General features: G+C 54.2%; 18 protein-coding genes and 2 pseudogenes. 6 read left to right on the top strand and 14 right to left on the bottom strand.

The annotated features are described in order from the left end of the window. Positions 1-13 precede the first annotated feature (13 nt). Positions 14-1,699, top strand: a complete 1,686-nt coding sequence (locus IPN95_21980) for an MBOAT family protein (GenBank protein MBK9452036.1) — start codon at positions 14-16, stop codon at positions 1,697-1,699. A 4-nt stretch (positions 1,700-1,703) separates the two neighbouring features. Here the strand turns inward: IPN95_21980 and IPN95_21975 are convergent, their stop codons facing one another. From IPN95_21975 to IPN95_21930, 10 genes are all read right to left on the bottom strand, one after another. Then, positions 1,704-2,504 (bottom strand): hypothetical protein, encoded by an 801-nt coding sequence (locus tag IPN95_21975; protein MBK9452035.1) that lies wholly within the window; start codon positions 2,502-2,504, stop codon positions 1,704-1,706. After that, positions 2,501-2,998, bottom strand: a complete 498-nt coding sequence (locus tag IPN95_21970) for a hypothetical protein (protein ID MBK9452034.1) — start codon at positions 2,996-2,998, stop codon at positions 2,501-2,503. The genes IPN95_21975 and IPN95_21970 overlap by 4 nt, the downstream gene beginning before the upstream one ends. 194 nt (positions 2,999-3,192) lie before the next feature. Beyond that, positions 3,193-3,984 carry a hypothetical protein gene (locus IPN95_21965; GenBank protein MBK9452033.1) on the bottom strand — a complete coding sequence of 264 codons (792 nt, stop codon included), beginning with the start codon at positions 3,982-3,984 and terminating at the stop codon, positions 3,193-3,195. Continuing rightward, complete coding sequence (locus tag IPN95_21960; GenBank protein ID MBK9452032.1) at positions 3,981-4,559, bottom strand: hypothetical protein; 579 nt, start codon at positions 4,557-4,559, stop codon at positions 3,981-3,983. The genes IPN95_21965 and IPN95_21960 overlap by 4 nt, the downstream gene beginning before the upstream one ends. A 180-nt stretch (positions 4,560-4,739) precedes the next feature. After that, positions 4,740-5,687, bottom strand: a complete 948-nt coding sequence (locus tag IPN95_21955) for a transketolase family protein (GenBank protein MBK9452031.1) — start codon at positions 5,685-5,687, stop codon at positions 4,740-4,742. 106 nt (positions 5,688-5,793) lie between these two features. Beyond that, entirely contained in the window at positions 5,794-6,648 is an 855-nt protein-coding gene (locus IPN95_21950; protein ID MBK9452030.1) for a transketolase, read from the bottom strand. A gap of 70 nt (positions 6,649-6,718) precedes the next feature. Then, on the bottom strand, positions 6,719-8,383 hold the full coding sequence (locus tag IPN95_21945) for an inorganic phosphate transporter (protein MBK9452029.1): 1,665 nt from the start codon (positions 8,381-8,383) through the stop codon (positions 6,719-6,721). A gap of 16 nt (positions 8,384-8,399) precedes the next feature. After that, complete coding sequence (locus tag IPN95_21940; protein ID MBK9452028.1) at positions 8,400-8,990, bottom strand: DUF47 family protein; 591 nt, start codon at positions 8,988-8,990, stop codon at positions 8,400-8,402. Positions 8,991-9,199: 209 nt separating this feature from the next. Further along, the gene (locus IPN95_21935; protein ID MBK9452027.1) at positions 9,200-9,592 is read right to left on the bottom strand and encodes a hypothetical protein; all 393 of its coding nucleotides are present in this window, start codon (positions 9,590-9,592) and stop codon (positions 9,200-9,202) included. Continuing rightward, entirely contained in the window at positions 9,589-11,193 is a 1,605-nt protein-coding gene (locus IPN95_21930; protein ID MBK9452026.1) for an FMN-binding glutamate synthase family protein, read from the bottom strand. Before IPN95_21930 ends, IPN95_21935 begins: the two co-directional genes overlap by 4 nt. A gap of 56 nt (positions 11,194-11,249) precedes the next feature. Between IPN95_21930 and IPN95_21925 the strand changes: the two genes are divergently transcribed. Both IPN95_21925 and IPN95_21920 read left to right on the top strand, forming a co-directional pair. Beyond that, positions 11,250-12,392: a metallophosphoesterase gene (locus tag IPN95_21925; GenBank protein ID MBK9452025.1), complete on the top strand. Its 1,143-nt coding sequence runs from the start codon at positions 11,250-11,252 to the stop codon at positions 12,390-12,392. Positions 12,393-12,480: 88 nt separating this feature from the next. Further along, positions 12,481-13,500, top strand: coding sequence for a hypothetical protein (locus IPN95_21920; protein ID MBK9452024.1), 1,020 nt, complete (start codon positions 12,481-12,483; stop codon positions 13,498-13,500). Positions 13,501-14,806: 1,306 nt separating this feature from the next. On the opposite strand, the gene IPN95_21915 is transcribed toward IPN95_21920, so the two are convergent. The 4 genes from IPN95_21915 to IPN95_21900 all read right to left on the bottom strand — a co-directional run bounded on the left by IPN95_21915 (position 14,807) and on the right by IPN95_21900 (position 17,470). Continuing rightward, a complete protein-coding gene (locus IPN95_21915; protein ID MBK9452023.1) occupies positions 14,807-15,280 on the bottom strand; it encodes a transposase in 474 nt (157 codons plus the stop codon). A gap of 216 nt (positions 15,281-15,496) precedes the next feature. Next, entirely contained in the window at positions 15,497-15,715 is a 219-nt protein-coding gene (locus tag IPN95_21910; protein ID MBK9452022.1) for a hypothetical protein, read from the bottom strand. Positions 15,716-15,720: 5 nt separating this feature from the next. Continuing rightward, complete coding sequence (locus tag IPN95_21905; protein MBK9452021.1) at positions 15,721-16,245, bottom strand: helix-turn-helix domain-containing protein; 525 nt, start codon at positions 16,243-16,245, stop codon at positions 15,721-15,723. A 199-nt stretch (positions 16,246-16,444) separates the two neighbouring features. Next, positions 16,445-17,470 carry a hypothetical protein gene (locus IPN95_21900; protein ID MBK9452020.1) on the bottom strand — a complete coding sequence of 342 codons (1,026 nt, stop codon included), beginning with the start codon at positions 17,468-17,470 and terminating at the stop codon, positions 16,445-16,447. Between the two features lie 491 nt (positions 17,471-17,961). Here IPN95_21900 and IPN95_21895 point away from each other — a divergent pair. The 3 genes and pseudogenes from IPN95_21895 to IPN95_21885 all read left to right on the top strand — a co-directional run bounded on the left by IPN95_21895 (position 17,962) and on the right by IPN95_21885 (position 25,591). After that, positions 17,962-18,993: pseudogene (locus IPN95_21895) on the top strand (hypothetical protein). After that, a pseudogene (locus IPN95_21890) lies at positions 18,979-20,322 on the top strand (hypothetical protein). The pseudogenes IPN95_21895 and IPN95_21890 overlap by 15 nt, the downstream one beginning before the upstream one ends. A gap of 13 nt (positions 20,323-20,335) precedes the next feature. After that, entirely contained in the window at positions 20,336-25,591 is a 5,256-nt protein-coding gene (locus tag IPN95_21885) for a hypothetical protein (GenBank protein ID MBK9452019.1), read from the top strand. The last annotated feature ends 13 nt before the right edge of the window (positions 25,592-25,604 follow it).

Here is a 25,604-nt window from a genome sequence, read left to right as displayed (position 1 = left end):
GGAACAGGAAATAGTGGAACTGCTACGCGACATATTTGGATTGGATTTCAAGACCCCGCTGCTCTTCACGCAGTTTTTCTTTTGGGGCTTCTATGCGGCTGTATTGGGTGTTTTCACCCTGATTCACCCCTATCGCCTCGCGCGAAACACGTTCCTTTTCATTGCCAGCATCTTCTTCTACTACAAGACCGGCAGTTTCTTTTTTGTGCTGCTGTTGAGCTCGACGGTCATTGATTACTGCATCGGATTTTTGATCCACGATGCCAAAACGAAGCGGGTCAAACTTGTTTGGCTGATCACGGCTATCGTTTATAACCTACTGGTGCTCTGCTACTTCAAATACAGCTATTTCTTCACCGAATCCTTCAACGACTTATTCGGGACACATATCGTGTACCACAACCATTTCAATGAATGGATGAACAACATGGCGAGTTGGATGGGCATCAAACTGGGCAAAAACTTCCCGATCGATTCGTTGATTCCACCAATTGGGGTGAGCTTCTTCACCTTCCAAACGATTTCCTACGCCATTGACATTTACCGCGGGCAGATCAAACCCGTGCGCAACATCCTCGACTTCGGCTTTTTTGTCTCCTATTTTCCGCAGTTGGTGGCAGGACCGATCGTGCGTGCCTCCGAATTCATCCCGCAGATTTACCAACCCTACAAGGTTTCGCGGCAAGAGTTTGGCATCGCCATCATCTGGGTGCTGAAGGGACTCGTCAAAAAGTTGGTCCTGGCGGATTTCATCGCCGTGAACTTCGTGGACCGGATTTTTGCGAATCCGGAGCTGTACACGGGCTTTGAGAATCTGATGGGCATTTATGGCTATTCGATTCAGGTCTATGCCGACTTCTCGGGCTATACCGACATCGCCATCGGCATTTCGTTGCTGATGGGATTCCGGTTGCCGGTGAACTTCAATTCGCCGTACAAGGCGCGGAGCGTTGCCGAATTTTGGCGGCGATGGCATATTTCGCTGTCGACTTGGCTGCGGGATTACCTGTACAAGCCCTTGGGCGGCAACAAGGGCAGCACGTTCATGACTTGGGCGTTCTATTTCTCGTTGCCGTTGATTGCAACGGCGATCTTTGGCGTACAACAACTGCCATTCATCATTTTTGGAAGCCTGGTCTTCCTCCTCATTTTCCTGTTTCTCGACTACAAATTCCCGAATACCCGCCTCGAAATGGCGATGAGCGGCAACTTGCTCATCACGATGTTGCTCGGCGGCTTTTGGCACGGCGCCAGCTGGATGTTCATCATCTGGGCAGCGCTGAATGGCGGAGCACTTGTGCTCTACAAATACTGGAAACGCATCAGCCCCTACGAAGGCAAAACACAGTGGTATTGGGTCGTCTGGTCGGTGTTTTTCACCTTCAGCTTCATCTCCTTCACGCGCATCTGGTTCCGGTCACCCGACTTGGAAACTGCCAATGCACTCATTCACAACATCTTCACCAACTTCGGCTTTGAGCATATCCCGGCTGTGATCGACAATTACTTCAAGGTATTCTATGTGATGTTTGTCGGCATGGTCGTGCATTGGCTCCCCGAATGGATGAAGGACCATGTCTATCAGCACTTTGTGCGCATGCACTTCGCGGGCAAAGTCGCCATCACGGTCGGGGTCATCTTCTTGGTGTACCAAGCGATTTCCAGCGACTTGCAGCCCTTTATCTACTTTCAGTTCTAGCGGGCTAGTTCAACTGATAGCTTTTCAGGACGCGCTTCCATTTAAGGATCGCCGTCTGCAGCATGCCATTATTGTCTCCGAATTCGGCTTCGCCTTCTTGGTAGCTCTGGACCATCCCAATGCCCGGGGACCAAAGTTGTGACCCAAAATCGGTGCATGTAAACGTTCCAGCAGGGGTGGTGACCATTACAGGCGTAGCTGTTGCCACCAACGGCCGAAATATGACCTTGTACCGAATGCCTTGATAGTTGCGGGGCCCTAGGTCGTTCACGCATTCCCTGAGATCATGAAAAGCAGGAACATAAACCAAGGAGTCGCCGATTCCCGGCTTCGCATACATCGCAACCTGCAATCCATCGTAGCTCGTGGTCATGATGAAGGGTGCATTTTGCTCCAATTCTCCCACCACACGGCTACAAACCGTAGAACTTCCAAAGTTAAATAGAAGCGGAACTCCCGTTGAAAACAAGGTGTCGTCCTTCCAAATCATCGTGTTGGGAAACCGAGTTGCGGTGTTGGTGACTTCCCATCCTTGCCAACGTTGTAAAGACTTCGTTGGCTTTCCTTTGTCGACAAATAGATCGATCCACCTTTTCCGCGTAACGTCATAAGTGGTTTCTGTCACCAAGGTATCCAATCCCGGCAAAGATGAAGTCACAAAAAACGAATCGACATAAACCCATTGGTTGCCCACCGCCAAGGGCAGCATGGCATTCTGTGATTCGGGCAAGACCTCGACCTTTGCACAGCTTGAAACGAGGAAAACCAGCAAAATGGATAGGTATGCGATGGAGGCCTTTTTCATTCTTGGAAATTTTTAAACAACCTCACCTGCAAGGACAATGCAGCAGTTTCAATGAAATAATTGCGCCGGTTAGGAGAATAAAACAGCTCCTCCGGACCAAAAAAGTTCACGTATTGCGCCCCAATTAGCACTTGAAATGCGCACCTGCGAAGGAAAAACCACGATGCTCCAGCCATCGCACCCGTCCGCGTCACGTTTACATATTTCTGGGGCCACGGAATTTTGGCATACCAATTCGCATTTTGGCGGGTGAAAAATGCTGCGCCATCAAAAGTGATCCGCGCCTTTTTGAAGAGTGGCAACACAGGGGAATGGTAGGTCCCCATGCCGCCAACACTGAATGGATAAGGTGAAATTTCCAAGCTAAGATTGCGAAAGTGGCCCGAAAGCGTTGGAAGAAGGCTCAGCCCGTTCAAGTCACTGACACCTTCGACAACACCGACATTCCATTTCCGAAACTGCGGACGCTGGGCATGCGTAGTTGAACTGATCATCAACAAAACAACGAATCCCAACGTCGTCCATGCTTTTAGAGTCAAATTTCCTGCTCGGGCCATTTTGCTGTTCATCGCTTGTCAAATTGTTTTGTTACCTCCTTCGTGACGCGAAGTATTGGTGAATATAGAAAACAATTCTGGACAAACCCAGCTCAGAGGGCAGGAACATTTTGATTGACCAACATCTGATCTCACTCCAAATGATAGCTTGTCAAACTGCGTTTCCAGTTCAAGGTCCCCGTCACTGACGCGCCGTTTTCATCCAGAAATGCGGTGGCTCCAGCGTATTGGAATTGCACCAAGCCTACTCCGTCAGCCCACAATTGGGAACCAAAATTCCGACAGTTGAAGGCACCTGCGGGCGTCATCAGGCTCACGGGGTCGGTGTCGTAGGTCAATGGTTCGAAAACAATGGTGTAGACCAATGGTGTCGAACCCACATACCCCAATTGGAAAATGCAACGCGGCAAGTCATGGAAAATGGGGTGCACCGGCATTTCGGCACCATCCGCCAAGCCGGAAGCGAGCCCTGGAGAAACCACTGTGCCGCTACTGTTTAACCAGTCAGGACCCACCTCCATGGCACCCTTGACGCTCGGGCAATTGCCAAACCCAAACAGGAAGTTAGGGGCCCAGCCATCCACCCAAAGGGTATCCTCAACCGGGAAAATCCCTCTATTGGGCAATCCGGACAACCCCGAACTCAATTCCCAGCCACGGAACCGACGGAAGTTGCGTTTCCCAGAATTGTTGTAGGTATCGATATAGGTTTCCTTCAAGACACTGAAGGTCACTTCGGAAACAATCGTATCGATCGTCGAAAGCGAAGTCGTCGCAATCATCGTATCGGTATAGGTCCATGTATTGCCAACTGCCAATGGAAGCAATGCATTGTTTGCCAAAGGCAATTCTTCAACCTTTTGACAGCTCCCAAAAAGGGCAATCAGGCCCAAGAGCATCCAAGTTTTGGTGTGCGTTTTCATTGGGCAAAGTTGTTAAAGAGCCTGACTTCGAAGGAAATGGCAGCTTGTTCAAAGATATAGTTCTTGGTGCCAGGAAAATGCTGAAACTCCCGTTCGCCATACTGCGAAATCCAAGCAGCACCCAACATGCCTTGCAAGCTGCATCGCTTGAGGAAATAGAAGGATGGTCCGGCGAGCAGGCCTACGTTGGTTTGGTTGTTCATGTGCCTGAAAAAGGGGAACGTGACCCAATACTTTCCATTTTGACGTGCTGCAAACAAGGTGGCGTCCAAATTGAAATGGATCTTTTTCAGAATGGTCCACACGGGGAGATGGTAAGTGGCACCAAGGCCGACGCAGAATGGATAAGGCGAAACTTCAGCGCTCCAATTGCGGTAATGTCCACGCACCGTTGGCAAGCCTGAAAGCCCATTCATTGGACTGATACCTTCCACGGCACCGAGATTCCACTTTGCGAATTGCGGCCGTTGCGCGCTCAAATTAGCAGGGACTGCAAAAAATAGCAGGAAAACTGAGAAGACAGCCGCTACATGCCAGCGCGGCGGTCGAAGGTGAGACTGATTTTTGATACCCATGTTGAAAGAGAGTTAACGTTGGGTAAGGCTGATTTCATGCGAGCGCTTTTGGTAACACAACAAAGATGCACAGAATCTTCTGGCGAAAACGTGTCAAAATTGGTGCCTATTTCAAATAGCTTTCCAAGACGATGAATAGTCCAAGCCCGTCACAAACGCTCAAGTGGATTCGCTGAAAATCTACCTTGCAATCACCCGCCGCACCGCAGCCACGACGTCATTTTCGCCCAGCCCGTACTTCTCCAACAACTCTTCGGGCAAGCCGCTTTCGCCAAATGTGTCATTGACAGCCACGTATTCGTGGGGCGAAGGCAGGTGACGCGACAGCACTTGGGCGACGGCATCGCCGAGGCCACCGTTGCGCATGTGTTCCTCGGCGGTGACCACGCGGCCGGTTTTACGGACCGACTTCAAAATGGCCTCCTCGTCGAGGGGTTTGATCGTGTGCATGTTGATGACCTCGACAGAGACACCTTCGGATGCGAGCTGCTGCGCAGCCTGCAACGCGATCCAGACCATGTGCCCACATGCGATCAAGGTCACATCCGTGCCTTCGACCAATACCTGCGCCTTCCCAATCTGGAAAGTCGGATCTTCGGCGGGCGTGAAAATATCCCATTTCGGACGACCGAAACGGAGGTAAGCGGGACCGTCAAACTCGGCGATGGCCAAGGTTGCGAGGCGGGTTTGGTTGTAATCGCAAGGCACGACCACGGTCATATAAGGCAACATCCGCATCATGCCGATGTCTTCGAGGCTTTGGTGGGTCGCACCGTCCTCGCCCAATGTCAAGCCGGCGTGGCTTGCACAGATTTTGACATTCTTCTTGCTGTAGCAGACGCTCTGACGAATCTGATCATAGACCCGCGCCGTGCTGAAATTGGCAAAGGTTCCTGTAAAAGGGATCTTGCCCCCAATCGTCAATCCGGCCGCCATGCCGATCATGTTGGCTTCGCTGATGCCAGCTTGGAAAAACCGGTCTGGAAATTCGGCGAGGAAGGCCTCCATCTTGAGCGAACCAATCAAGTCCGCGCAAAGTGCGACGACCTCCGGATTTTTGCGACCGAGTTCCAACAATCCCTGACCAAAGCCAGAGCGGGTATCTTTTTTGCCAGTGGAAATTAACATGATGACTTATAAAGGATTGACGGTGGGAGTGGAGAGTTGAGAGTTAAAAGTGGAGAGTTGATAGTGGAACTCTCATCTCTCCACTCTCAACTCTCCACCATTCGGTTCAATAGTCAAGAAACCTTGTTACCGGAATTTGCGCCATGGCGCGTGCAAATTGCTCATCGTTGGGCGCTTTGCCATGCCATTCGTGGGTGCCTTGCATGAAGTCCACGCCGCGGCCCATGTCCGTGTGCATGATGATCGCGATGGGTTTACCACGGTAGGTAGCACGACGGGCGGTTTCCAGGGTATTCAGGACCTCGACGTAGTCGTGGCCATTCATTTCCAAGACTAGCCAGCCAAAGGCTTCAAATTTTGGACGCAATTCGCCGAGGGACATCACCTTTTCCGTCGGTCCATCGATTTGCTGCATGTTGCGGTCGATGGTGCAGATCATGTTGTCCACGTTTTTGGCGGCGGCATAGATCACCGCCTCCCAGATTTGGCCTTCCTGCAATTCGCCGTCGCCGTGGAGGGTATAGACGATATGCTTGTCTCCGTTGAGCTTCTTGGCTTGCGCCGCGCCAATGGCGACGGACATGCCTTGCCCCAGCGAACCGGAGGCTACACGCACGCCTGGAAGACCTTCTTTGGTGCCGGGGTGTCCCTGCAACCGCGAATTGATCTTGCGGAAGGTGGCCAATTCATCCACGGAAAAATAGCCGCTCCGGGCCAAAACGCTGTACCAAACGGGCGAAATATGGCCATTGGACAAGAAAAACAGGTCTTGTTCCTTGCCATCCATCGTCCAGGTTTTGGGGTCGTGGCGCAGGTGGTTGAAGTACAGGGAAATGAAGAATTCCGTGCAGCCCATGGATCCGCCGGGGTGACCCGACTGGACGGCATGAACCATGCGTAGGATGTCGCGCCGAACTTGATCGGCCATTTCCTGCATTTCGGGGATGGTAGCTAATTTCATTGTTTTCCTAAGAATGGCGCGAAAATACAAACCCTTAGGCTCCAATGAAAAAATTGTTGTACACAAGCCATTACAACATGTCAGCAACCGAAAGGCGAAAACCGAAGATCGTTGACAACCAGCAACAACCGCACACCCCCAACCACCCCTCCCCCCCACCCCGGCCGGCCTTTCCCTTCTGCCCCCCCCCCTCCTTCCCCCCCCCCCGCAAAAAAACCCCCCCCCCCTTGCCCCCCCCCCCACAAACCGCGCCCATTCCTGCCGAAACAGGGATCGTGATGATCCAAGCAACGAGCAAACGTGTCGTAACGCCCCAACGCACAGCGGAAAGGCGCTTGGTCGCACCAACGCCAATGATGGCGCCAGTAATGGTATGGGTTGTGGAAACTGGAATTTTTAAGTTTTCAGACATGAACAGAATTGCCGCGCCAGCCGTTTCTGCTGCTACGCCTTCAAACGGCGTCACCTTAGTGATTTTGCTGCCCATGGTCTTGATGATCTTCCATCCGCCACTCATGGTTCCGGCTGCAATGGCTGCGTAGCAGGCCAATGGCACCCAGTCAGGCATGTGTTCAAAGTCCGGAATGACCTTCCCTGCGATCAATGCCGCTGAAATGATCCCCATGACCTTTTGGGCGTCGTTGCCACCGTGCCCGATGCTGAATGCACCAGAAGAAACAAGTTGCATCCGCTTGAACCAACGTTCGGCTGAGGCATGATTGAGGCTGCTGAGAGACAGTGTGAATATCCCGACAATCCAGGCGATAAATGCGAGCAACAGCCACTTGAAATTAGAGCCATGGAAAATGACCTTGAGCCAATAGGCATCGTAATTCGCCTTCAAATGGGAAATGTCAAAACGCTCAGGGGAATCTTCCAAAACGCGGTGCGATTCGGTCACAACAGCCGTAAGCTTCGTTTTTGAGATGCCTTCTTCGACCTTTTTCGTCAAGGCCGGGTCTATGGTGGTTTCGCCCTTTTTCTTAAGGAATCCCGTTTTGATCGTGTAGAGGGTTTTCGTTTCGTCGGCCTTGCCTGATTCATCCTTCCCCAATTTCACGACAGGCGCATATTCCTTTTCCTTCTCATCGACAAAAGTGAAGGCCTTTTTTACTTTGTCCTTTTCAATGGGTGCATCAAACTTCAAGGTATAAACCGAGCCGCCAGCGAAATCCTTTTTGAATTCCATTTTGGAGTACACCAACCAAGAAACCCCAAGAATGACGACAAGGCTGATAATTTTGGGATACCAAGCTTTTTTGAAGCTGTGCAAAAACCATAGGGACATCAGCATCGCAACAATCATTCCCAGAAAAGGGGCCAAGAGAATAAAAGAGGCTGTTTTGATGATAGGTTCGGGATTGAGGGACTGAAAACCTGCATGTGCAATGGCAGCGCCCATAAATCCACCGATCAGGGTATGTGACGAACTTGAAGGGATGCCGCGCCACCAAGTGAGCAGGTTCCATATAATCGCTGCAATGAGTCCGGAGGTGATAACCCCTAGTGTAACAAACTGTTCCTGAACAGTTTTGGCGATCGTATTGGCGACGCCGTGATCCTTGAAAATAAAAAAGGCTGCAAAGTTGAATGCTGCAGCCCAGATCACCGCCTGTGTTGGCGAAAGTACACGTGTGGAAACGACAGTCGCAATCGAATTTGCGGCGTCGTGAAATCCATTGATGTAATCAAATCCTAATGCTAGGATGATGATCACAATCAGCAATGTGGTCATTGGAGGAAGTTAAAACTCAAGTGGTCTTGATGAGAATGGCCTCCAATGCAAAGGAGAGCTCTGCAAAGTAGCGCATTGCATTGTCGGTTGCGTAGAAGATCTCCCTGAGCTTCAGCACGGAGTTGCCTTCGTAGTCGCCGCCATACAGACTAGCCATGCCATGCAGGAAGGTCTCTTCCGCGCGTGACTTGTGTTCCTGAATGGTTTTGATCTTGGCTGCCAACTGCTTTGGGTGGCGCAATGTCTTGAGCATGTGCACCGCTTCCACCGCAGCCAAACCACAAGCGCGGATGTCAGCAGCCAAGTCCAAAAGCTGATTGGGAATCGTCGTCACTTCATAGAGGACAACGCGACGTGCACCGCCATTGAGTTCATCCAAAATGCCATCGAGCGTAGTTGCCAAACGGTGGATATCTTCGCGGTCAAAAGGAGTCAGAAAAGTTGCGGTAAGCTCGGTAATCACACTGTGAATCAACTCATCGCCCTTCACTTCAGCTGCACTCACGCTGTCTGCATGTTTGCGGCGCTCCATTGGATCCTTGGCCATGAGCAGGTCAAAGTAGCTGGTGGCAGCTGCATTGACAGCCTCTGCATGGGCGTCAAACAATGGATAAAATCTTTTATCTTTTGGGACCAGCTTCTGTATCAACGAGTTTGCAAATGACATACGCGAATAGGAGCCAGTTTCTTTTGCCTTTGTTTCAGGCCCGTTTGGGGCCGATGTTTCAGCTATCATAATCTTGTCGCCGCTTTATACAGCATTACAAAGCTGACCAAACTTCTTGTGCTAGATATTTCCCGGATGTTAAATTAATGTTACGCACACATTTCATTGTCGATCAACAATCTACGCCATATTTTTGCCTTGTTTTTCGCAAAAAAATCATCCACAAATCCATTTACCTCCTCTTCCCAAGCCCCAGACAAAAGAAGTGCGTGTTCCTCGGCCGTTGAACGGTTTCCAGGTAGCTCCTCCGACAATCCGACAACGGTCAATCCACCGGATTGGAGGTTGTTGCCGCACCATTCGGGCTCGACCAACAGGCAAAGCCAACACTTGCGCCCGTAGCCTGAAAATTGGAGGACATCGCGGCAATCCAATTGTTCTTGCGGCCCCAAAGCGGCCTCCAGTTCCCAGCCGGCATCGGCCATGGCCTTAAAAAGCGGCTTCCAGGCTTCCGGCAAGCCCAATTCAGGATAGGTGATCATCGCGGCAAAGCTTGACGGGTGAATGTCGCGGCGCTTGCTTCCGCCATGATCTTGGTCCAGCCATCCGGGTAAGGCGCCTGCAGCAAGCTGCCCGTGGCGATGTAGGGATAACTTTCGTCGTAGCGGGCAATGAGGGTCTGACCTTCGTTTCGGTTCAGGTGGGCGCGGTTGATCTCCGTCGAATGTTTCAGCCCCGTAGCGGCCAACAATTCGCGGAAGGCTTTGACCGTTTCGCCATGAAAATTGGCGACGCGTTGCTTTTTGTCAGCCACGACAAGTCCTTTCATCAATTCGGGTTTTTGCGTAGCAACTCCTGTGGGACAGATGTTTTTATGGCATTCGAGGCTTTGGATGCAACCCAAGGAAAGCATAAAAGCCCGCGCGGCACTACATCCGTCGGCGCCGATGGCCAATGCACGGTAAATGTCAAATGCGGTGGCCACCTTTCCTGCAGCGATCACTCGGATGTCCTTTTTCAGGTCAAAACCCACCAAGGCATCGTACACAAAGGCCAATCCGTCGCGTAAAGGCCATCCAACAGAATTGCTGAATTCGACGGGCGCGGCGCCGGTGCCGCCTTCTCCCCCATCCACCGAAATGAAATCGGGCTTGATTCCTGTCTCCACCATGGCTTTGCAGAGCGCGAGGAATTCGCTTTTTTGGCCGACGCAGAGCTTAAATCCGACAGGCTTGCCGCCCGACAATTCGCGGAGCTGCCCGATGAATAACATCATTTCGAGCGGCGTATGGAAGGCGGTGTGGTAGGGCGGCGAATTGACTGTGGTGCCCGGCTGCACGCCGCGGATGGCGGCAATCTCGGGGGTATTTTTTTGTGCCGGAAGGATGCCGCCATGCCCGGGCTTGGCGCCTTGCGAGAGTTTCAATTCGATCAATTTCACTTCGGGCCGAATCGCATTCTCTGCAAATGCCTTCGGAGAAAAGCCTTCCTTGCCTGGTTCGCGCGCTCCGAAGTAACCCGTTCCGACTTGGAAAATGAGGTCGCCTTTGTTTTCCAGATGGTATTTGCTAATGCCCCCTTCGCCGGTGTTGTGGGCAAATCCGCCAATTTGGGCACCGGCATTCAAGGACATGATTGCATTGGGACTCAGCGAACCGTAGCTCATTGCCGAGATGTTGAGGATGCTTGCCGAATAAGGCTGCTTGCAGTCTGGTCCGCCGATGGTGATGCGCGGATCCTCCTCGACGGCATGGTGGTCGAGGGCGGCGATGCTGTGATTCACCCATTCGTAGCCTTCTGCATAAACATCGAGTTGGGTTCCAAAGGGGGCGGTGTCGAGTTCCTTTTTTGCCCGCTGATAGACCACCGACCGGTCGATGCGGGAAAACGGACGGCCATCGATGTCGCTCTCCACGAAGTATTGGTAAATCTTGGGACGCAGAAATTCCATGAAGTAACGACCGCGTCCGAGCAGGGGATAATTTCGGCGAATGGTCTGTTTGGTCTGCAGCATGTCGGCAATTCCCAAGGCAATCAATGGCCCGAAAATCGCCAACGAAAAGACAATCGGCCACCAAAACAGGGCAATCACCCCGACGGCAACCACGATCAGAACCGAAGCAACCACAAACATTTTCTGCATACCACAGAGATACGGTTTCTGCCGAAAATCCCCAAACTCTGGCGATATTTACCCCGATGTACCACGAAATGGGTCAGAAATTTTGCCACGAAGGCACGAAGACACGAAGACACACACGCTCCACTTGGTGCCTAGGTGCCTTGGTGGCAATCATCTTTCTGATTCCGTCCCAATTGTCCGCTCAAAACGAATTGGTGGCATCTGACAGGGTTCGCGAACTACCCAGTGCTTCGCTTTATACAGTTGCAGCACCCATCGCCACTACTGGCTATACCTTTCTTGCAGCAGGACATTGGTACGGCGCCAACGAAAATTATCAATCGATAGGGCCGGCGGCGAGTTTGCTGGGTGCGGTCGACAAAATCAAAGCTGCGCAACCGAACTGGGTCTTTGCCTTGGGCGATGTGGTACGGAATTCGGACAATGCGCAGCAGGTCGCGCAGTACCAACATACCTTGGAGGCATTCGGGTGCCCGATGATTTTGGTTCCCGGGAACCATGATTTGTTGGCAGATGGGAGTTTGCCTCCGTCGATCGGCGCCGAATTACCTTGCCAACGCGCCTATGGCGACCAATTCATCTTCCTCAACACGGAAAAGCTGCTTCAGCACCGCGGGCATGAATTGTTGAAGCAGTTGCAGGCCCTGCCCTCCGAATGCGATGGCGGCCAAAACTTGTTTGTCTTTTCGCATCGTCTGATGTGGGCCTTGGCCGAACCGGAATTTGAGCGAATGGACGAATTTGCCAATGAGCCGTTGCGTGACAAGGTGGACCTGGACACGTTGAAGCTCGTTTTTGATGCGGTAGGAAAATTGGCGATGAACCGCCCGATTTATTGGTTCAGCGGCGACATCGGCGCAAGCTGGTCCTTGCCCGTGTTTGAAGGCCATTCGCAGGATCAAAAACGCCACTACTTTGCCGCAGGTTTGGGCGACACCGAGGAAGATGCCTTTTGGCAGGTGCATGTCGACGCCGAAGGGAAAGTGACGACGAGCCTGTTTTCGCTGGCTCCGATTGATTTCCAGCGTCCGATTTATGACCTCGCCTATTGGGAGCGGGAAATGGCGGCGCGCGGTGGTCAGGACAAAACCGGGTTCCTTGACAAATTCGTTGCCGAATGGAAGGTTTTGTGCATTGGCGTTTTGCTGGGAATTGGGCTGGCCTTCTTGCTGATGCGTTTTCGAAGGAAGCCTCGGTAGCAGGTCTGCGATAAATTCATTACCTTCCCCTTGAAATTGAGAGGGATCCGTATTCCGACTGCCCCCTGCGGCGCAACCAACATCTACTATGAAAAGGCTGTTTCTGCTGGCCATACTGTCTTGCTTGACTTGGACGTTGTCTGTCGGACAAGTTGTGCTCAACAGCGGTTTCACGAGCGGCACCGCCAATTGGGGTTGCACGCCTGAAACCAATCCGGAGAGTGTCTACGGCGGTCCGACTGCGAATACGGTTGCCGAAATCGACGTGCTTGTCGGACTTTGCCAAACGATCAATGGCCTTGTTCCGGGAACGGTGTACAACCTGAATTATGTGGCTTCCCGAAGGCTCGGCGGCTGTCCCGGGCCGAATCCGGCGACGATCGGCGTGACCATTGCGAACCTGAACACGACCGATTCCCGCACGAATACGATTTGGGCGCTTTCGCCGTCGACGTTTCTCTTCACAGCAACGGCCACTTCGCATACGCTCAACATCTTCCATCAATTTGTTGTGAATACCACGTGCGGATTTATCATCGATGACATCACGGTCACGGTGGCGGTTCCATTTCCGGTGACGCTCACGAGTTTTGATGTGACCGAATCGGAAACAGGCCAAGCTCACGTCACTTGGACGACCGCCGATGAATGGCAAGCCCTGACCTTCGCCGTCACCAAAAGTCAGGATCTGCAACAGTGGCTACCCGTTGCAGAAATTACAGCGACGGGGAATGCAGGGTCGTATGAAGTCCAAGATTGGCCCACTGCGGGCGACAGGACCTATTACCGCCTTCAAGGAATCGACGCCAATGGGCAAGTGCAAGATTTGGGGACCAAGGTCCTTTTGGCGCAAGGGCAGGCACGGCCGGTTGTCAGTCCGAATCCTTGTAAGGATCATTGTTGCATCGACTTTCCGGGAATAGGTGACGGCAGGATTTTGCTTATGGATGGTTTGGGGCGGATTGTTCAGCCTGCTTTTATGTTACAGGAAGAAAACCGCGTTTGTCTGGATCTGCGGGGATACCTGCCGGGGATTTATTCCTTGCGGATTTTGGTGGATGGGAAGGACTTTGTTTGTCGGGTGGTTTTGGTCGGCAGTGCCGATTGATGCGTTGGCGCGTGGCCCGCGAAGCGGGGTCCCGCCAATACGCGGATGCTGTTTTCAGCCTCCGGCTGGCGAAATTCGGGAGCAGAATTTAGGTCCTTACAGGATTTGATAGCAGAACCATCTCGAGGGTTGAATTTGTTGGGGGAAGATTTGTTGTCCGCGGCTTGCCGCTTGGTTGTCGCCTCATCCCCTGCCCCTTCTCCATGTCCTTCGGCATCGGTGATTTTGAAGGCCATGGAGAAGGGGTCATGTCGGTCGGCGGTGCCATATACAGTTTGAGGAAGCAGTTTGAGGACGAGGGGTTGGCTTTGCCTTTGGGGTCCAGAAGCTTAAGCATCTGGCAATTCATTCAATGGTCGCTTTGTGATCGGGTTGGTTCTGAAATTGAGTCATTGTTGGTTGTATGTGTTGTCGTTCGCGCCGAAGGTGCCGTCTGTCGGTAGCCACGGGCGGAAGCCCGTGGTTGGGTGGGTCCTACGATTATTCGCTTTGGCGGCGACTGTTTGGGTCGGCGCCAAAGCGGGGCCCTGCGGCTTTGCAGCGGAAGGATTATTGGTGGCGGCTTGCCGCCTTTTTTGATCGCCTCACCCCTGCCCCTCTCCAACGCCTTCTTTATCAGAGATTTTGAAGGCTCTTGGAGAGGGGGAATCGGTCGGCGGTGCCGACTTTGAGGCGTCGGCGTCCCGCCGAAACGCCGACGCTGCATCCAGCCTCTGGCTGGCGAGTTTGAGGAAGCAGTTCGAGGACAAGGCGTCGGCGGCTTGCCGTTGCGCTACATGCAAATGCAATGCGCCTATTGGCAGAGGGGACTTTGAGCGGAGGTGTGCGGCAGTTGAAGGGCTAGATTGTCGGACGGGTGATGGTATGCTGCAACAGTCAGGATGGAATCTTGATGGTGTTTGGATCAACCTTTGGCGGTGGTAAGCGGTGTTGTTGGTTGCTTTTGGCTACCTATTATATATGTATTGCTTCGTCCTGAAATAGCTATACACTTAGGGGCGCTGAACCTGAACTGGCTATACACCCTTTTTATTGAACCTAAAATAGCTATACACCCCCTCGTTGTCGAGCCTGAAATGGCTATACAGCCCTCGTATCCGAGCCGAAGGTAGGGATGTGGCTCAACGATTCCTAGGGTATGCCTAACTTCGCGTGTCGGGTGAAGCGGACGGTGGCTCTGCTGAGGAGCAACCACCGAAGAGGAATAGCCCGACCCGTAGGCGTAATGCCGTGTCGGCCTCCGAGTGATTGGGGGCCGCACTTTTTATCGGCATACGCAATCGGCAGATGCCTGAAGAAACCTACGTCACGCTGGCACATCCTGCCTCCCTTTGCGCTGATGCCAGTATTTCCACCGCTTGGGGATCGGACCGCTCATTTTGTGGGCCTCTGCCGGCGAGAGGTAATCGATACTCCCGTGTGGCCGCTCGTAGTTGTAAATCTCGATGGCCTCCTGCACTTTCTCCCAAGCCTCCTCGAACGATCCAAACTTCATCTCAAGTCCCTGCTCGTCCTTGAGGATGCCGTTTACGCGCTCGGCGATGCCGTTGTCCCTGGGATCGCTGTCCTCAGTCATACTGATGCGGATGCCTCTTGCGATAAGAATCCCTGTATGCGCGTAGCAGGCGTATTGGCTGCCACGGTCGCTGTGGTGGATCAGGTCGATGTCGCCCTCTGGAAGCGTTGCCAAGGCCATTTCAAGTGCCACGATGGTCTGCTCGGCGGTCATCAAGAGGCTGAGGTTGTAGCCGACGATCATGTGCGAGTAGGCATCGGTCACCAGACTCAGGAAGCAGAAGCAATCCGTCAGCGACAGGTAGGGTAATGTCCGACACCCATTGCTGGTTCGGGCCTGTGGGCACGACGCCCTTGACGAGGTTCGGATACAGCGGGAAACCGTGGTTGGAATCCGTCGTCCTTGGGCCAATGCGCCGCTTGACCTTGATCGTCATCCCGGCATCCAGCAGGATCTCGTGGAGCGTGTCCCTGCCCACTTTCAGGTCGTTGTTGGCCAGCGAACCTCGATCTTGTGATAAAGCCTGCGTGTCCCGAGCTTGGGCTGGCGCCTCCTCACCACCGCGACAATTGCCAGTACGGCGACCTTGGTCCTTTCCCACTCTGTTTCGCTCCAAATACGGTCATAATATGCGTGTCGCGTCTTCCCGAACAGCTCGCAGAGCACCCTGACGCCGATGCCCTTGTACTTCGTGTGCATGCGCTTTACTGTTTGGAACCATACTTTTTTCGAAGGTCTTGCCCAAGCTCCTCCCCGGCCACCTCGATTACCGTTTCGGCCGCGAGCAACTGCAATTGCAAGTTGGCCAACCTTGCCCTCAAATCCCTGTTTTCCTGTGCCAATGCACCCTCTTGCTCATCCACCTTGTCTAGCACCGATTTTTCCGGCTGCGCAATCTCGCCATCCAGTGCCTTGATCCAAACTGAGACCGTACGTGGATAGACCAAGCCCGCCTCGGCCATTGCCTCCTCGACGGTCATGTACCCGCCCTGGACGGCTACCGCAAGCCGGCGGCGCGTGGCAGCATCGGGTCTTGCCTTCGCAGGCCAATCCATCAACGCGCCAGACTTTTTCAGCCAATCGCGAACCGTCGACTTGTCAACCCCTAGTTGCTCCGCAACCTCACGCCGCGTCATCGTCCCGGCAAGGATTGCATCCACCGCAGCTTTCTTCTTCGCAGGCGAAACATGGGCAATTATCTTGCCTACTTTTCCGTCATTCTTACTCATGTCTATCTTCCAAATTAATAGTTACACACTTTTCAGGTGTATAGCTATTTCAGGTCAAGACAGTATCTCTTGGAAAGTGCTGGTTTTGGTACAATTTGGACAATCCGGCTGTGGGAAGGCTGGATTTGAGGCATGGCGTAGCCTGACGCGGTTGGCGTTGATGGAAGAAAAGATGGTTGGGAGCGCTAAAACGACATTTTTACGTTTGTCGCATTTTGGCTAGGGCGGCTGAGATGTAGGCTTTGGGATTCGTGTAGGGGTTGACCCTTGGCATTGCAGTTTGGTTCAGGATGGCCGTCGGAAGGGTATGGTGGGCAGCGGGTTTTTGCCTTTCTAAAGATTTGGCGTCTTGGGCTTCCCAGACTGCGGCGGGCGCATGTGCGGATACGATGCGTGCAATGCCAAAGGCGTGATGGCGAATCGTTTTCTGGCCTACTTTGCGCATCTCGCGCCATTCTATGAGAATTGCAGTCAGGTAGGTTGCATCGGGTTCCCAGGCTGGTAGCTCAATCGAAATCCCTTCGGTTGGCAGGATGTCCAAGGGAATCCAATCACTGGGTTGTGTGGACTTTTGCTTGGAGGTGCCCGTTTTTTTGGATTCGCCCTTCTGTTCTTCTTGGGTGATCCATGCCGCATGCGATTCGGAATAAAAACGTTCCACGAACCTGACTTGCCGGATGTGAAAACGGACTTCGAGGCGGGCATTTCCATGGGCCGGAATTGTCTCCGCGGCTTTGGTCAAGCCAAGGATACGAATCGCAGTGGGGTTGTGCTGCGGTCCAATTGGAATAAATCTGACATGGCCTGCCGTGTCGTCGTTCTTGCTCAGGTCAAGACCCTTCAGGGCTACGGCAGCGTCCCGAAACAGAAAACGATCCGCAAAATGGTAGTACCTGTGCTTGCGTTTGGCCTCTGCTTCGGAGGCTTTTTTGAGGATCCCCGTCAACACATTTTGCGAATAGGCTTTAAAAATCGGACCGGGGGCATCGGCGGGATTGGTAACCTGCCATTTGCGCGGCTTTTCCGGTTTGAGGGCATTGTAGATTTCGCAGGCAATTTTGGCTGCGCCGGCAAATTCGCGTCTGTTGAGGCCGTGTGCAGGTGTGCCTTGCCGGAAAACGTATTCCTTGGGAGCCTCATGGACAAATTGCTTGCCGTTTCTGACGGTGTAAATGAGGTTTCCAATTTTGCCTTGGATGGGATGTGGGGTTGATGCCTTTGCCATAGTGGATCAGAATTAGCAGAATTTATGGAATTTACAGAATCATTGTTGGTGTTGAATTCTTGGGTGTTTACTTTTTTGGGTATTTGATTGTTGAATATACGTTTTTTTCTTTTAAGTCATTTGCCTCTTTCGATGATTGTCTTAACTTTGATTTTATAAAGTGACTAAACGGATGTTAGAGAATGGCATCGTGCCATTGTGAAGGCATCACCCTCGATTTAAGCATTTTTTGGTGATGACAATGTATCCTTGGCGTTTGGCCAAAGTGATGCCTATTCCGCCACAATAGCACCTCGGCCCATGAGATGCATCGTGATTGAGAATAGCGATAGACGTATTTGCTTGTAGATCGCTTTTTTATATCGGTTTGGTCTTGCCTTGCCTACACGGTGTGCCATGCTTATGGAAGGATGTTTGATAAAATGCCGCTTGGGCACAAACGCAATATTGGCTCCTTTTGAGCCTTACGACTTCTTGAATTTGTATCATCTATGCTAGACAAGAATACCGCCCCGCATACACCCACCCCCTCGGTGAACGCCTCCGCCAACAGCGCGGCACCCGATAGCAAAAAGAAGAATGGCATCGCCATCGATGTCCCTAGCGTCACGTTGCCCAAGGGCGGCGGGGCCATCAAGGGGATCGACGAGCAATTCAAGATGAACCCGAGCAACGGCACCTCTTCGTTCAGCGTCAAGGTTCCGCTATCGGCCGGCCGCAACGGCTACACGCCATCCCTCGCCCTGAATTACAACTCGGGGAGCGGCAACAGCATCGCTGGCATCGGTTGGAGTCTCGACGGCACCTCGATCCAGCGGCGCACCGACCGCCGACTGCCGCGGTACAACGATGCCGACGACACATTTATGTTTTCAGGTGCCGAGGAATTGGTGCCGGCGCTGCGGTGGCAGGGCGGGCATTGGGTGCCCGATGCAGACACGATTGCGGGATTCCAAGTCCAAGTCTATCGACCACGTCTTGAATCCAATGTGGCAAGGATTGAGCGCATCCGGCAGGGCAACGACACGTGGTGGCGCACGATCTCCAAAGACAACCACATCACTTATTTCGGCACGAGCCCTGCAAGCCGCTTGCATGATCCCGCCGACCCCAGCAGGGTCTTCCAATGGCTACCAGACTTCAGCCTAGATGACCGCGGCAATTGCATCGCATTCACCTACAAGCCAGAAAACCTGCAAGGCGTGCCCAACACGATCGCTGAGCGCAATCGCCTCAACGGCAATGCACTGCAGCGCAACCTTTACCTGAAATCGATCCGGTATGGCAACGCGACACCTTGCTACCGCGATGCCGTCCACGCCATGTTGCCGCCCAACTATGTGGGTGCCTACCGCTTCGAGGCTGTGCTTGATTACGGCGAGCACCACGCCACCCTGCCAACGCCTGCCGAGGTGCCCGGCCAGGATTGGGCACTGCGGCCCGACCCCTTCAGCACCTACCGCCCGGGCTTTGAAGTGAGGAGCTACCGCCTCTTGCAGCGGGTGCTCATGTTTCACACATTCCCGGACTTGCAGGCTGGGCAACCCTGCCTCGTGCGCTCCCTGGACCTTGGCTACACGTCCTCGGGCGTGGGCGCAGGCCAAGACGCTGAACTCAGCTACCTCAGCAGCGTCACCCAAAACGGCTACCACAGCATGTCCAACGGCCAATATTCCAAAAAATCATTGCCCGCATTGGAGTTCAGCTACCAGCCCCTCGACTGGGACAATACCATCCATACCCTCGACAAGGCTTCGCAGGAAAACCTGCCCTCGGGCATCGACGGTCCTTACCAATGGGTGGACCTGTGGGGAGAAGGCATTCCCGGCATCCTGAGCGAGCAGGCCAATGGATGGTTTTACAAGCGCAATGCCGGCGACCGCAACGAAGACGGGCAAATCCACCTGGACCACCAAACGTTGGTCGCGCCGCGTCCTTCCTTTTCAGGCTTCGTCTCGGGCGGTGCCCTGAGTCTGCAAGATTTGGAAAACAATGGCCAGAAACAAATCGTCGTCCATGACAAGAGCCTCCAAGGCTACTTCGAATTGAGCGACGACTTGCAGTGGCTGCCTTTCCAAGCATTCCCCCAGATCCTGAATGCCAAGCGGGAAAATGCCCACCAGAAAATGCTGGACCTCAATGGTGATGGCAAGGCGGATATCCTGATCTCCGAGGAAAATGCATTCGTCTGGCACGAGGCGCTGGGCAAGCAGGGCTATGGATCGGCACAACGATCGCCCAAGGCAGGAAACGAGGAGCATGGGCCTGCCTTGGTCTTTAGCGACGAATCGCAAAGCGTCTTCCTCGCAGACATGTGCGGGGACGGCCTGCAAGACATCGTGCGTGTGCGCAACGGCGAGGTCAGCTATTGGCCCAACCTCGGCTACGGGCGCTTCGGGGCCCGCGTCGCCATGGCCAATGCCCCGTGGTTTACCCATCCCGATCTCTTCGATCCCGGCCAACTCAAATTGGCAGACCTCAGCGGCACGGGCAATGTGGACCTGCTCTACCTCACGCATGGAGGTTGCAAGGCTTGGCTGAACCTGAGCGGCAATGCCTGGAGCGAGGCCCAAGACATCGTGCCCTTTCTCTCCACCGCCCGCCCCAATACGGTGTCTGTGAGCGACATCCTCGGCAATGGCACTGCCTGCATTGTCTGGACATCCAGCCTGCCCGAGCACGCCCAGGCGCCTCTGCGCTACATCGACCTCATGGCAGGCAAGAAACCACATCTCCTCACACGCTACGTGAACAACCTCGGCAAGGAGACCCGCCTGAGCTATAAAAGTTCCACGTGGTTCTACAACAACGACCGTGCCCTGGGCCAACTCTTGGATCACACGTCTCCCGTTTCCTGTGCATTGCATGCGCAAAACCGAGATGCTGGACCATGTGGAGGGCAGCCGCTACGTGAGCGAGTACAGTTACCACCACGGCTACTACGACCACCGCGAGCGCGAATTCAGGGGCTTTGGGAGGGTGGATCAATTGGATACCGAGGAATTTGAGCACTGGGTAAAGAGCGGAGCGACGAATGTCGTGGACGCCACATTGCACCAAGCGCCGGTGCTCACCAAAACTTGGTACCATCTCGGGGCGGGCATGGACCGGCAACGCTTGCTGAGCCAGTTTGCGACCGAATATTGGCCCGAGGAAATAAACCGCAAGGGATTTCCCGTGGTTGTGAATGAGCCGAAACTCGACGAGGCGCGGCTCATCGTCGCCCCGCATCTGCCGCTCGGTGCCATCGCTGGATTCAACGACGACGAATGGCAAGAGGCCATGCGCGCCTGCAAGGGCATGCCCCTGCGTGCCGAGGTTTTCGCGCTAGACGCCCCCAGTCTCAATGCCACAGATCAGGAACGCAAGCGTCAACTGAGCCCCTATTCGGTCGCGACCCACAACTGCGTCGTGGCGCTCATCCAACCCAAGGGTGCTCAACAACATGCCGTCTTTGTGGTCAATGAGAGCGAAACACTCACCCTCAACTACGACCGCAATATCACCGATCCGCGCATCAGCCACACCCTGAATGTACGTGTGGATGAGCTCGGCAATGTATTGGAGAGCGCCAGCGTCGTCTATGGCCGCCAAGTGCCGGGCGTCGGCCTGCCGATCCAAACCAGCGCTGCGCAGTCCCTCACGCAGGTGAGCTACCAAAAAAGCAGCTACACCGACGACAGCATTTCCCCGACCACCTATCGCCTGCGCCTATTGGCCGAGCAGAGTAGTTACGAAATCAAGGGCCTCATACCGAGCGGCGGTCTCTTCAAAATCATTGATTTTGACCGGCCCACATTCCATGTCCTCCTCAATTCGACCCCGGTCGAATACCACCAATACCAGACCGTCCCGCCTCTGGGCACTGTCCATCGGCGCTTGCTGTCACAGGAACGCAGCTATTACCTGTCTGCCGACCTCGTGACGCCGCTCGCCTTGCACGAAATCCATCCGCTGGGCTTGGTGGCAGAAAAATACAAGCTCGCTTTCTCCTCCGCGCTGCTAGCCGACATCTTTGGGATCAAGGCGACGGCACCGATGATGGCTGAGGGCGAATACATGCACTTGGACGGCGACACCAATTGGTGGATCCGATCAGGGACGACGCAATACTTGCACCTTGGCGAGGCACCCACTGCTGCAGCGACCCGCTTTTACAGCGCCCTCTCGGTCACCGATCCCTTGGGCGCCAAAACCAGCCTCAGCTATTTCTCGACCGACTTCCTGCTCATGCAGGAGACCGTCGATGCCGCCCTCAACCATAATACCGTCCTTGCGTTTGACTTGCGCACGCTGCAAGCTCGCCGCACCCGCGACGCCAACCTCAACATCACCGAGGTGATCTTTGACGAATTGGGGCGCGTGAAGGTCATGGCTCGGCTCGGCAAGGGCTTGCAAGCCGACGACCTCACAGGCCATTTGGACTGGGAGGATGCGGCGGAGACCCTGAACCTCCAGCATTTTGCAGCGGCGGCAACTCCGAGTGCCTTAGCACTTGCGGCGCAGCCGCTGCTCCAGAAGGCCACGTTGCGTTTCGCCTATGACTGGGACCGCTACAAATCATCCGGCGGATCGCTGCCTGCCCTCTCTGCCACCATTGCCCGCGAGGAATACTTCCAACAAAACGTCGATTCCCCGCTCCAACTCAAGTTTGAATATGCCAATGGTAGCGGCAAGGTCACGATGACCAAAGCCCAGGCCGAGCCCGGTCTCGCCAAGCAGGTGATCGAAAACCCCAATGCCAGCATCCAAATCTTGACCGTCGATACATCCGCCGGACCCAATCCCCAAAACCGCTGGATCGGCAATGGCCGCAAGGTGCTCAACAACAAAGGTAATGTCGTGAAGGAATACGAGCCTTACTTCTCCGTGACCCATCAGTATGAAAACCATAAGGAGTTGGTGGAGACTGGCAAAGGCTCGATCACATATTATGATGCTCTTGGCCGCCCCATCAAGGTGATGCACCCTGATGGCACCCTCACCAAAGTTGTTTTCGACAGTTGGAAAAAGGAGGCTTGGGACCGCAACGACACCTGTGCGGAATCACCATGGTACCTCGACCGCATTCACCACAACATCGATGCAGCGCTGCTCGCGGCAGGCAAGGACCCGATGCGCGAGGCAGAGGCTGCCGCACAGGCCTTCGCCCATGCCGGCACACAATTCACGGAGCATTTTGATGCACAGGGGCGCAGCGTCTTGCAAGTGACACACAATGGAAAGGACAACCTGAACGTGGATATCCAGTACAACACCTACCTCACGCTCGACATCCAGGGGCAGGCCCACATCACGACCGATACCTTGCTGCGTCCCGTCTTGACCAGCAAATACGACATGCTCGGGAATGCCCTCTACCAAGTGACCCCCGACTCGGGTGCGCGCTGGAAGCTGATGAACATCTTCGGCGAGGCGATGTATGACTGGGATAATCGCCAGCATGTATTCCACACGCAGTACAACGATCCCATCCACCGCATCACGCAAAAGACGGTGAGCGGCGGCGATGGGGCACCCCTGAACCATGTGATCGAGCGCATCGTCTACGGCGAGGGTGCCCTCAATGACCAGGCGCTCAACCTGCGCGGGCAAGCCATCGTGCTCTACGATACCGCCGGCAAATTGGAGTCGCTGGCATTTGACCTCGATGGCAAACTTGTGAGCGCCAGCCGCCGCTTTGCCACCGACTACAAAAGCGTCATCGATTGGCCTGCTTTGAATCCAGATGCGCTGCTTGATCCCGAGGCCTTCCCGCAGACCTTCGAATACGATGCCATGGGCCGGGTGAAACAGCAGACCAGCGCCGACGGTAGCACCTACCTGCCCACCTACAATGCTGCCAATCTCCTGCAGGCGGTGCAAGTGCAGCGCCTGGGGCTCACGGAGACCTTTGTCCACAACATCGACTACAGCGAGAAGGGTCAGCGCACGAAGATCCGATTTGGCAACGATGTCACGGCAGACTATTTCTACGACAACGAGACCTGGCGCATCACCCGCCTGCATAGCTACCGCCTGAATGGCGAGAGCCTGCAAGACCTGTACTACACCTACGACGCGGTGGGCAACCTCACCCATCTCGAGGACAAATGCATTCCCGTGCGGTTCTGGGACAACCAGAAAACGACGGGCTTGAGCACCTATACCTACGATCCCATCTACCAGCTCGTGCATGCCACAGGTCGTGAGCATGCGGCGACGGTGAACCTCTCCTCACTCGACAACTGGAACGACCTGCCCTTCTTGAAGCAGCTCAATCCGAACGATGATTTCCTATGGCGGCCCTATGCGCAAGTATATCGCTACGATGAAGTCGGCAATCTCTCTCAGTTGATCCATACCGCCGACATGGCTGGGTACACCCGCAATTACAGCTACGTCCCCGGCACCAACCGCCTCGACTTCACCAGCATCTCTGGCCAGAACTACCACTACCACCCGCATCCACAGCATGGCTTCGCAACGGCGATGCCCCACCTTACGCGGATGCAGTGGAATTACCGAGACCAATTGCAAGCCGTGGCGACGCAAGCGGTGAATGCAGGCGAACCCGAGACCACGTGGTATGTGTATGACAGCAAGGGCGAACGCGTGCGCAAGGTGACTGACAAGGCGCATGCGCAGGGTGCACAAGCCTTGAAGAAAGAACAGCGGTACTACCTCGGCACGGTGGAGCTGTACCGCAGCTACGACAATGCAGGTGACCTCGATGTCGAGCGCTACACCCTGCATGTGAGCGACGACAAGCAGCGCATCGCCATGGTCGATAACCGCACCGTTGGCCAGAATGGCCAGCCCGACGCCCACCTCGTGCGCTACCAATTGCCCAATCACTTGAGTTCGGCGAGCATGGAAGTCGATCAAACGGGTCGCGTGATCAGTTACGAAGAGCATCACCCTTTCGGCACGACGAGCTACCAAGCCCGCAATGCCACGGTGAATGCAGCGGCCAAGCGCTACCGCTTCACCGGCATGGAGCGCGACGAGGAGAGCGGCCTCGAATACCACAGCGCCCGCTACTACGTCCCCTGGCTCGGCCGATGGCTCAGTCCCGACAAGCTCGGCGAGAAACAAAAGGGCAACCGCTATGCCTATGTGAACAACAATCCGCTGAAGTTCATGGATACGAACGGGATGTTTGAGGAGCCTGCCCATGGGGCACTCACGTACAGGTTGGCATTGGCGGCTGGGTTTACGCGCGAGGATGCGGCGCAGATCGCACTCGCGACTGCCGGCATGGACCACGACAAGCAAGATCGTCCAGGAGATGGGATTGGGGAGATGATGTCTCAAATCGAAATTGGGCGTACTCAGCAGAATCATTACCCTTCACAGGAGGATTCTTTGGCGCGTGTGAACAGAGATGTTGCAAATCTATCGCCTCAGAACCGAGACAACCGTGACCTCGTGCAACTAGGCAGGGATCTACATAGTCTCGAGGATACAGGAACCCGGGAGAATCCTGGCCCACACAATCGCAATCCGTCGGGCGGTGCGCCGATTCGGGATCTCACTCCAACCTTGATTGGAGTCGGGATCGTATCGCTTGAGATTGCCGCCGTTCTTACATTTTTCGCATTGAGGGAGGGCAACGGTAATCCGGGATTGATGGCTGGCTTGCTATTCGCTGCCAGCATATTTGTGATGTTTGCCTTGAAGGCGATCATCTTTGGTGTACAGGCAGTCGGAACAGGTCATCCCACCTACCGGACCGAGCGTGGTGCACAAAGCAATTTCGCAAGCCATGTTGCAGACCAGGTCTATCAAGATCCGCGTGCGAATCGTGCAGAATTCAACCAGATATTCTCCATTTTGCAACGTGCTGCAGCTGCAAAATACGGCACTGCGCTGCCCATGATACCTCAAAACGTAGCCGAGCGTTTGCGAGACGAGGCTATTACGGGTGCCGTAGAAGCGCAAACGATGGAAAGCATCGACGCCTATATGCACCAACGTCCGACGATGCCAGACGGTTCACAAGCCCCATCTTACGTCGAAATCCTGCCGACGAGAACGACGGGAGCCGCTTGGCGTCCCGAGGACATGGACATCACCGTGGAAGGAGACGATCGCTCTTACCGCGACTTTTACAACAAGGCGCACCCAAATCCAAGATGATTTTGCGGCCTTG

The sequence above is a fragment of the Bacteroidota bacterium genome, assembly GCA_016718825.1.
Lineage (GTDB): Bacteria > Bacteroidota > Bacteroidia > J057 > JADKCL01 > JADKCL01.
Note: the sequence above shows the minus strand (reverse complement) of the source record. Positions and strands in the feature narration are given on the sequence as shown.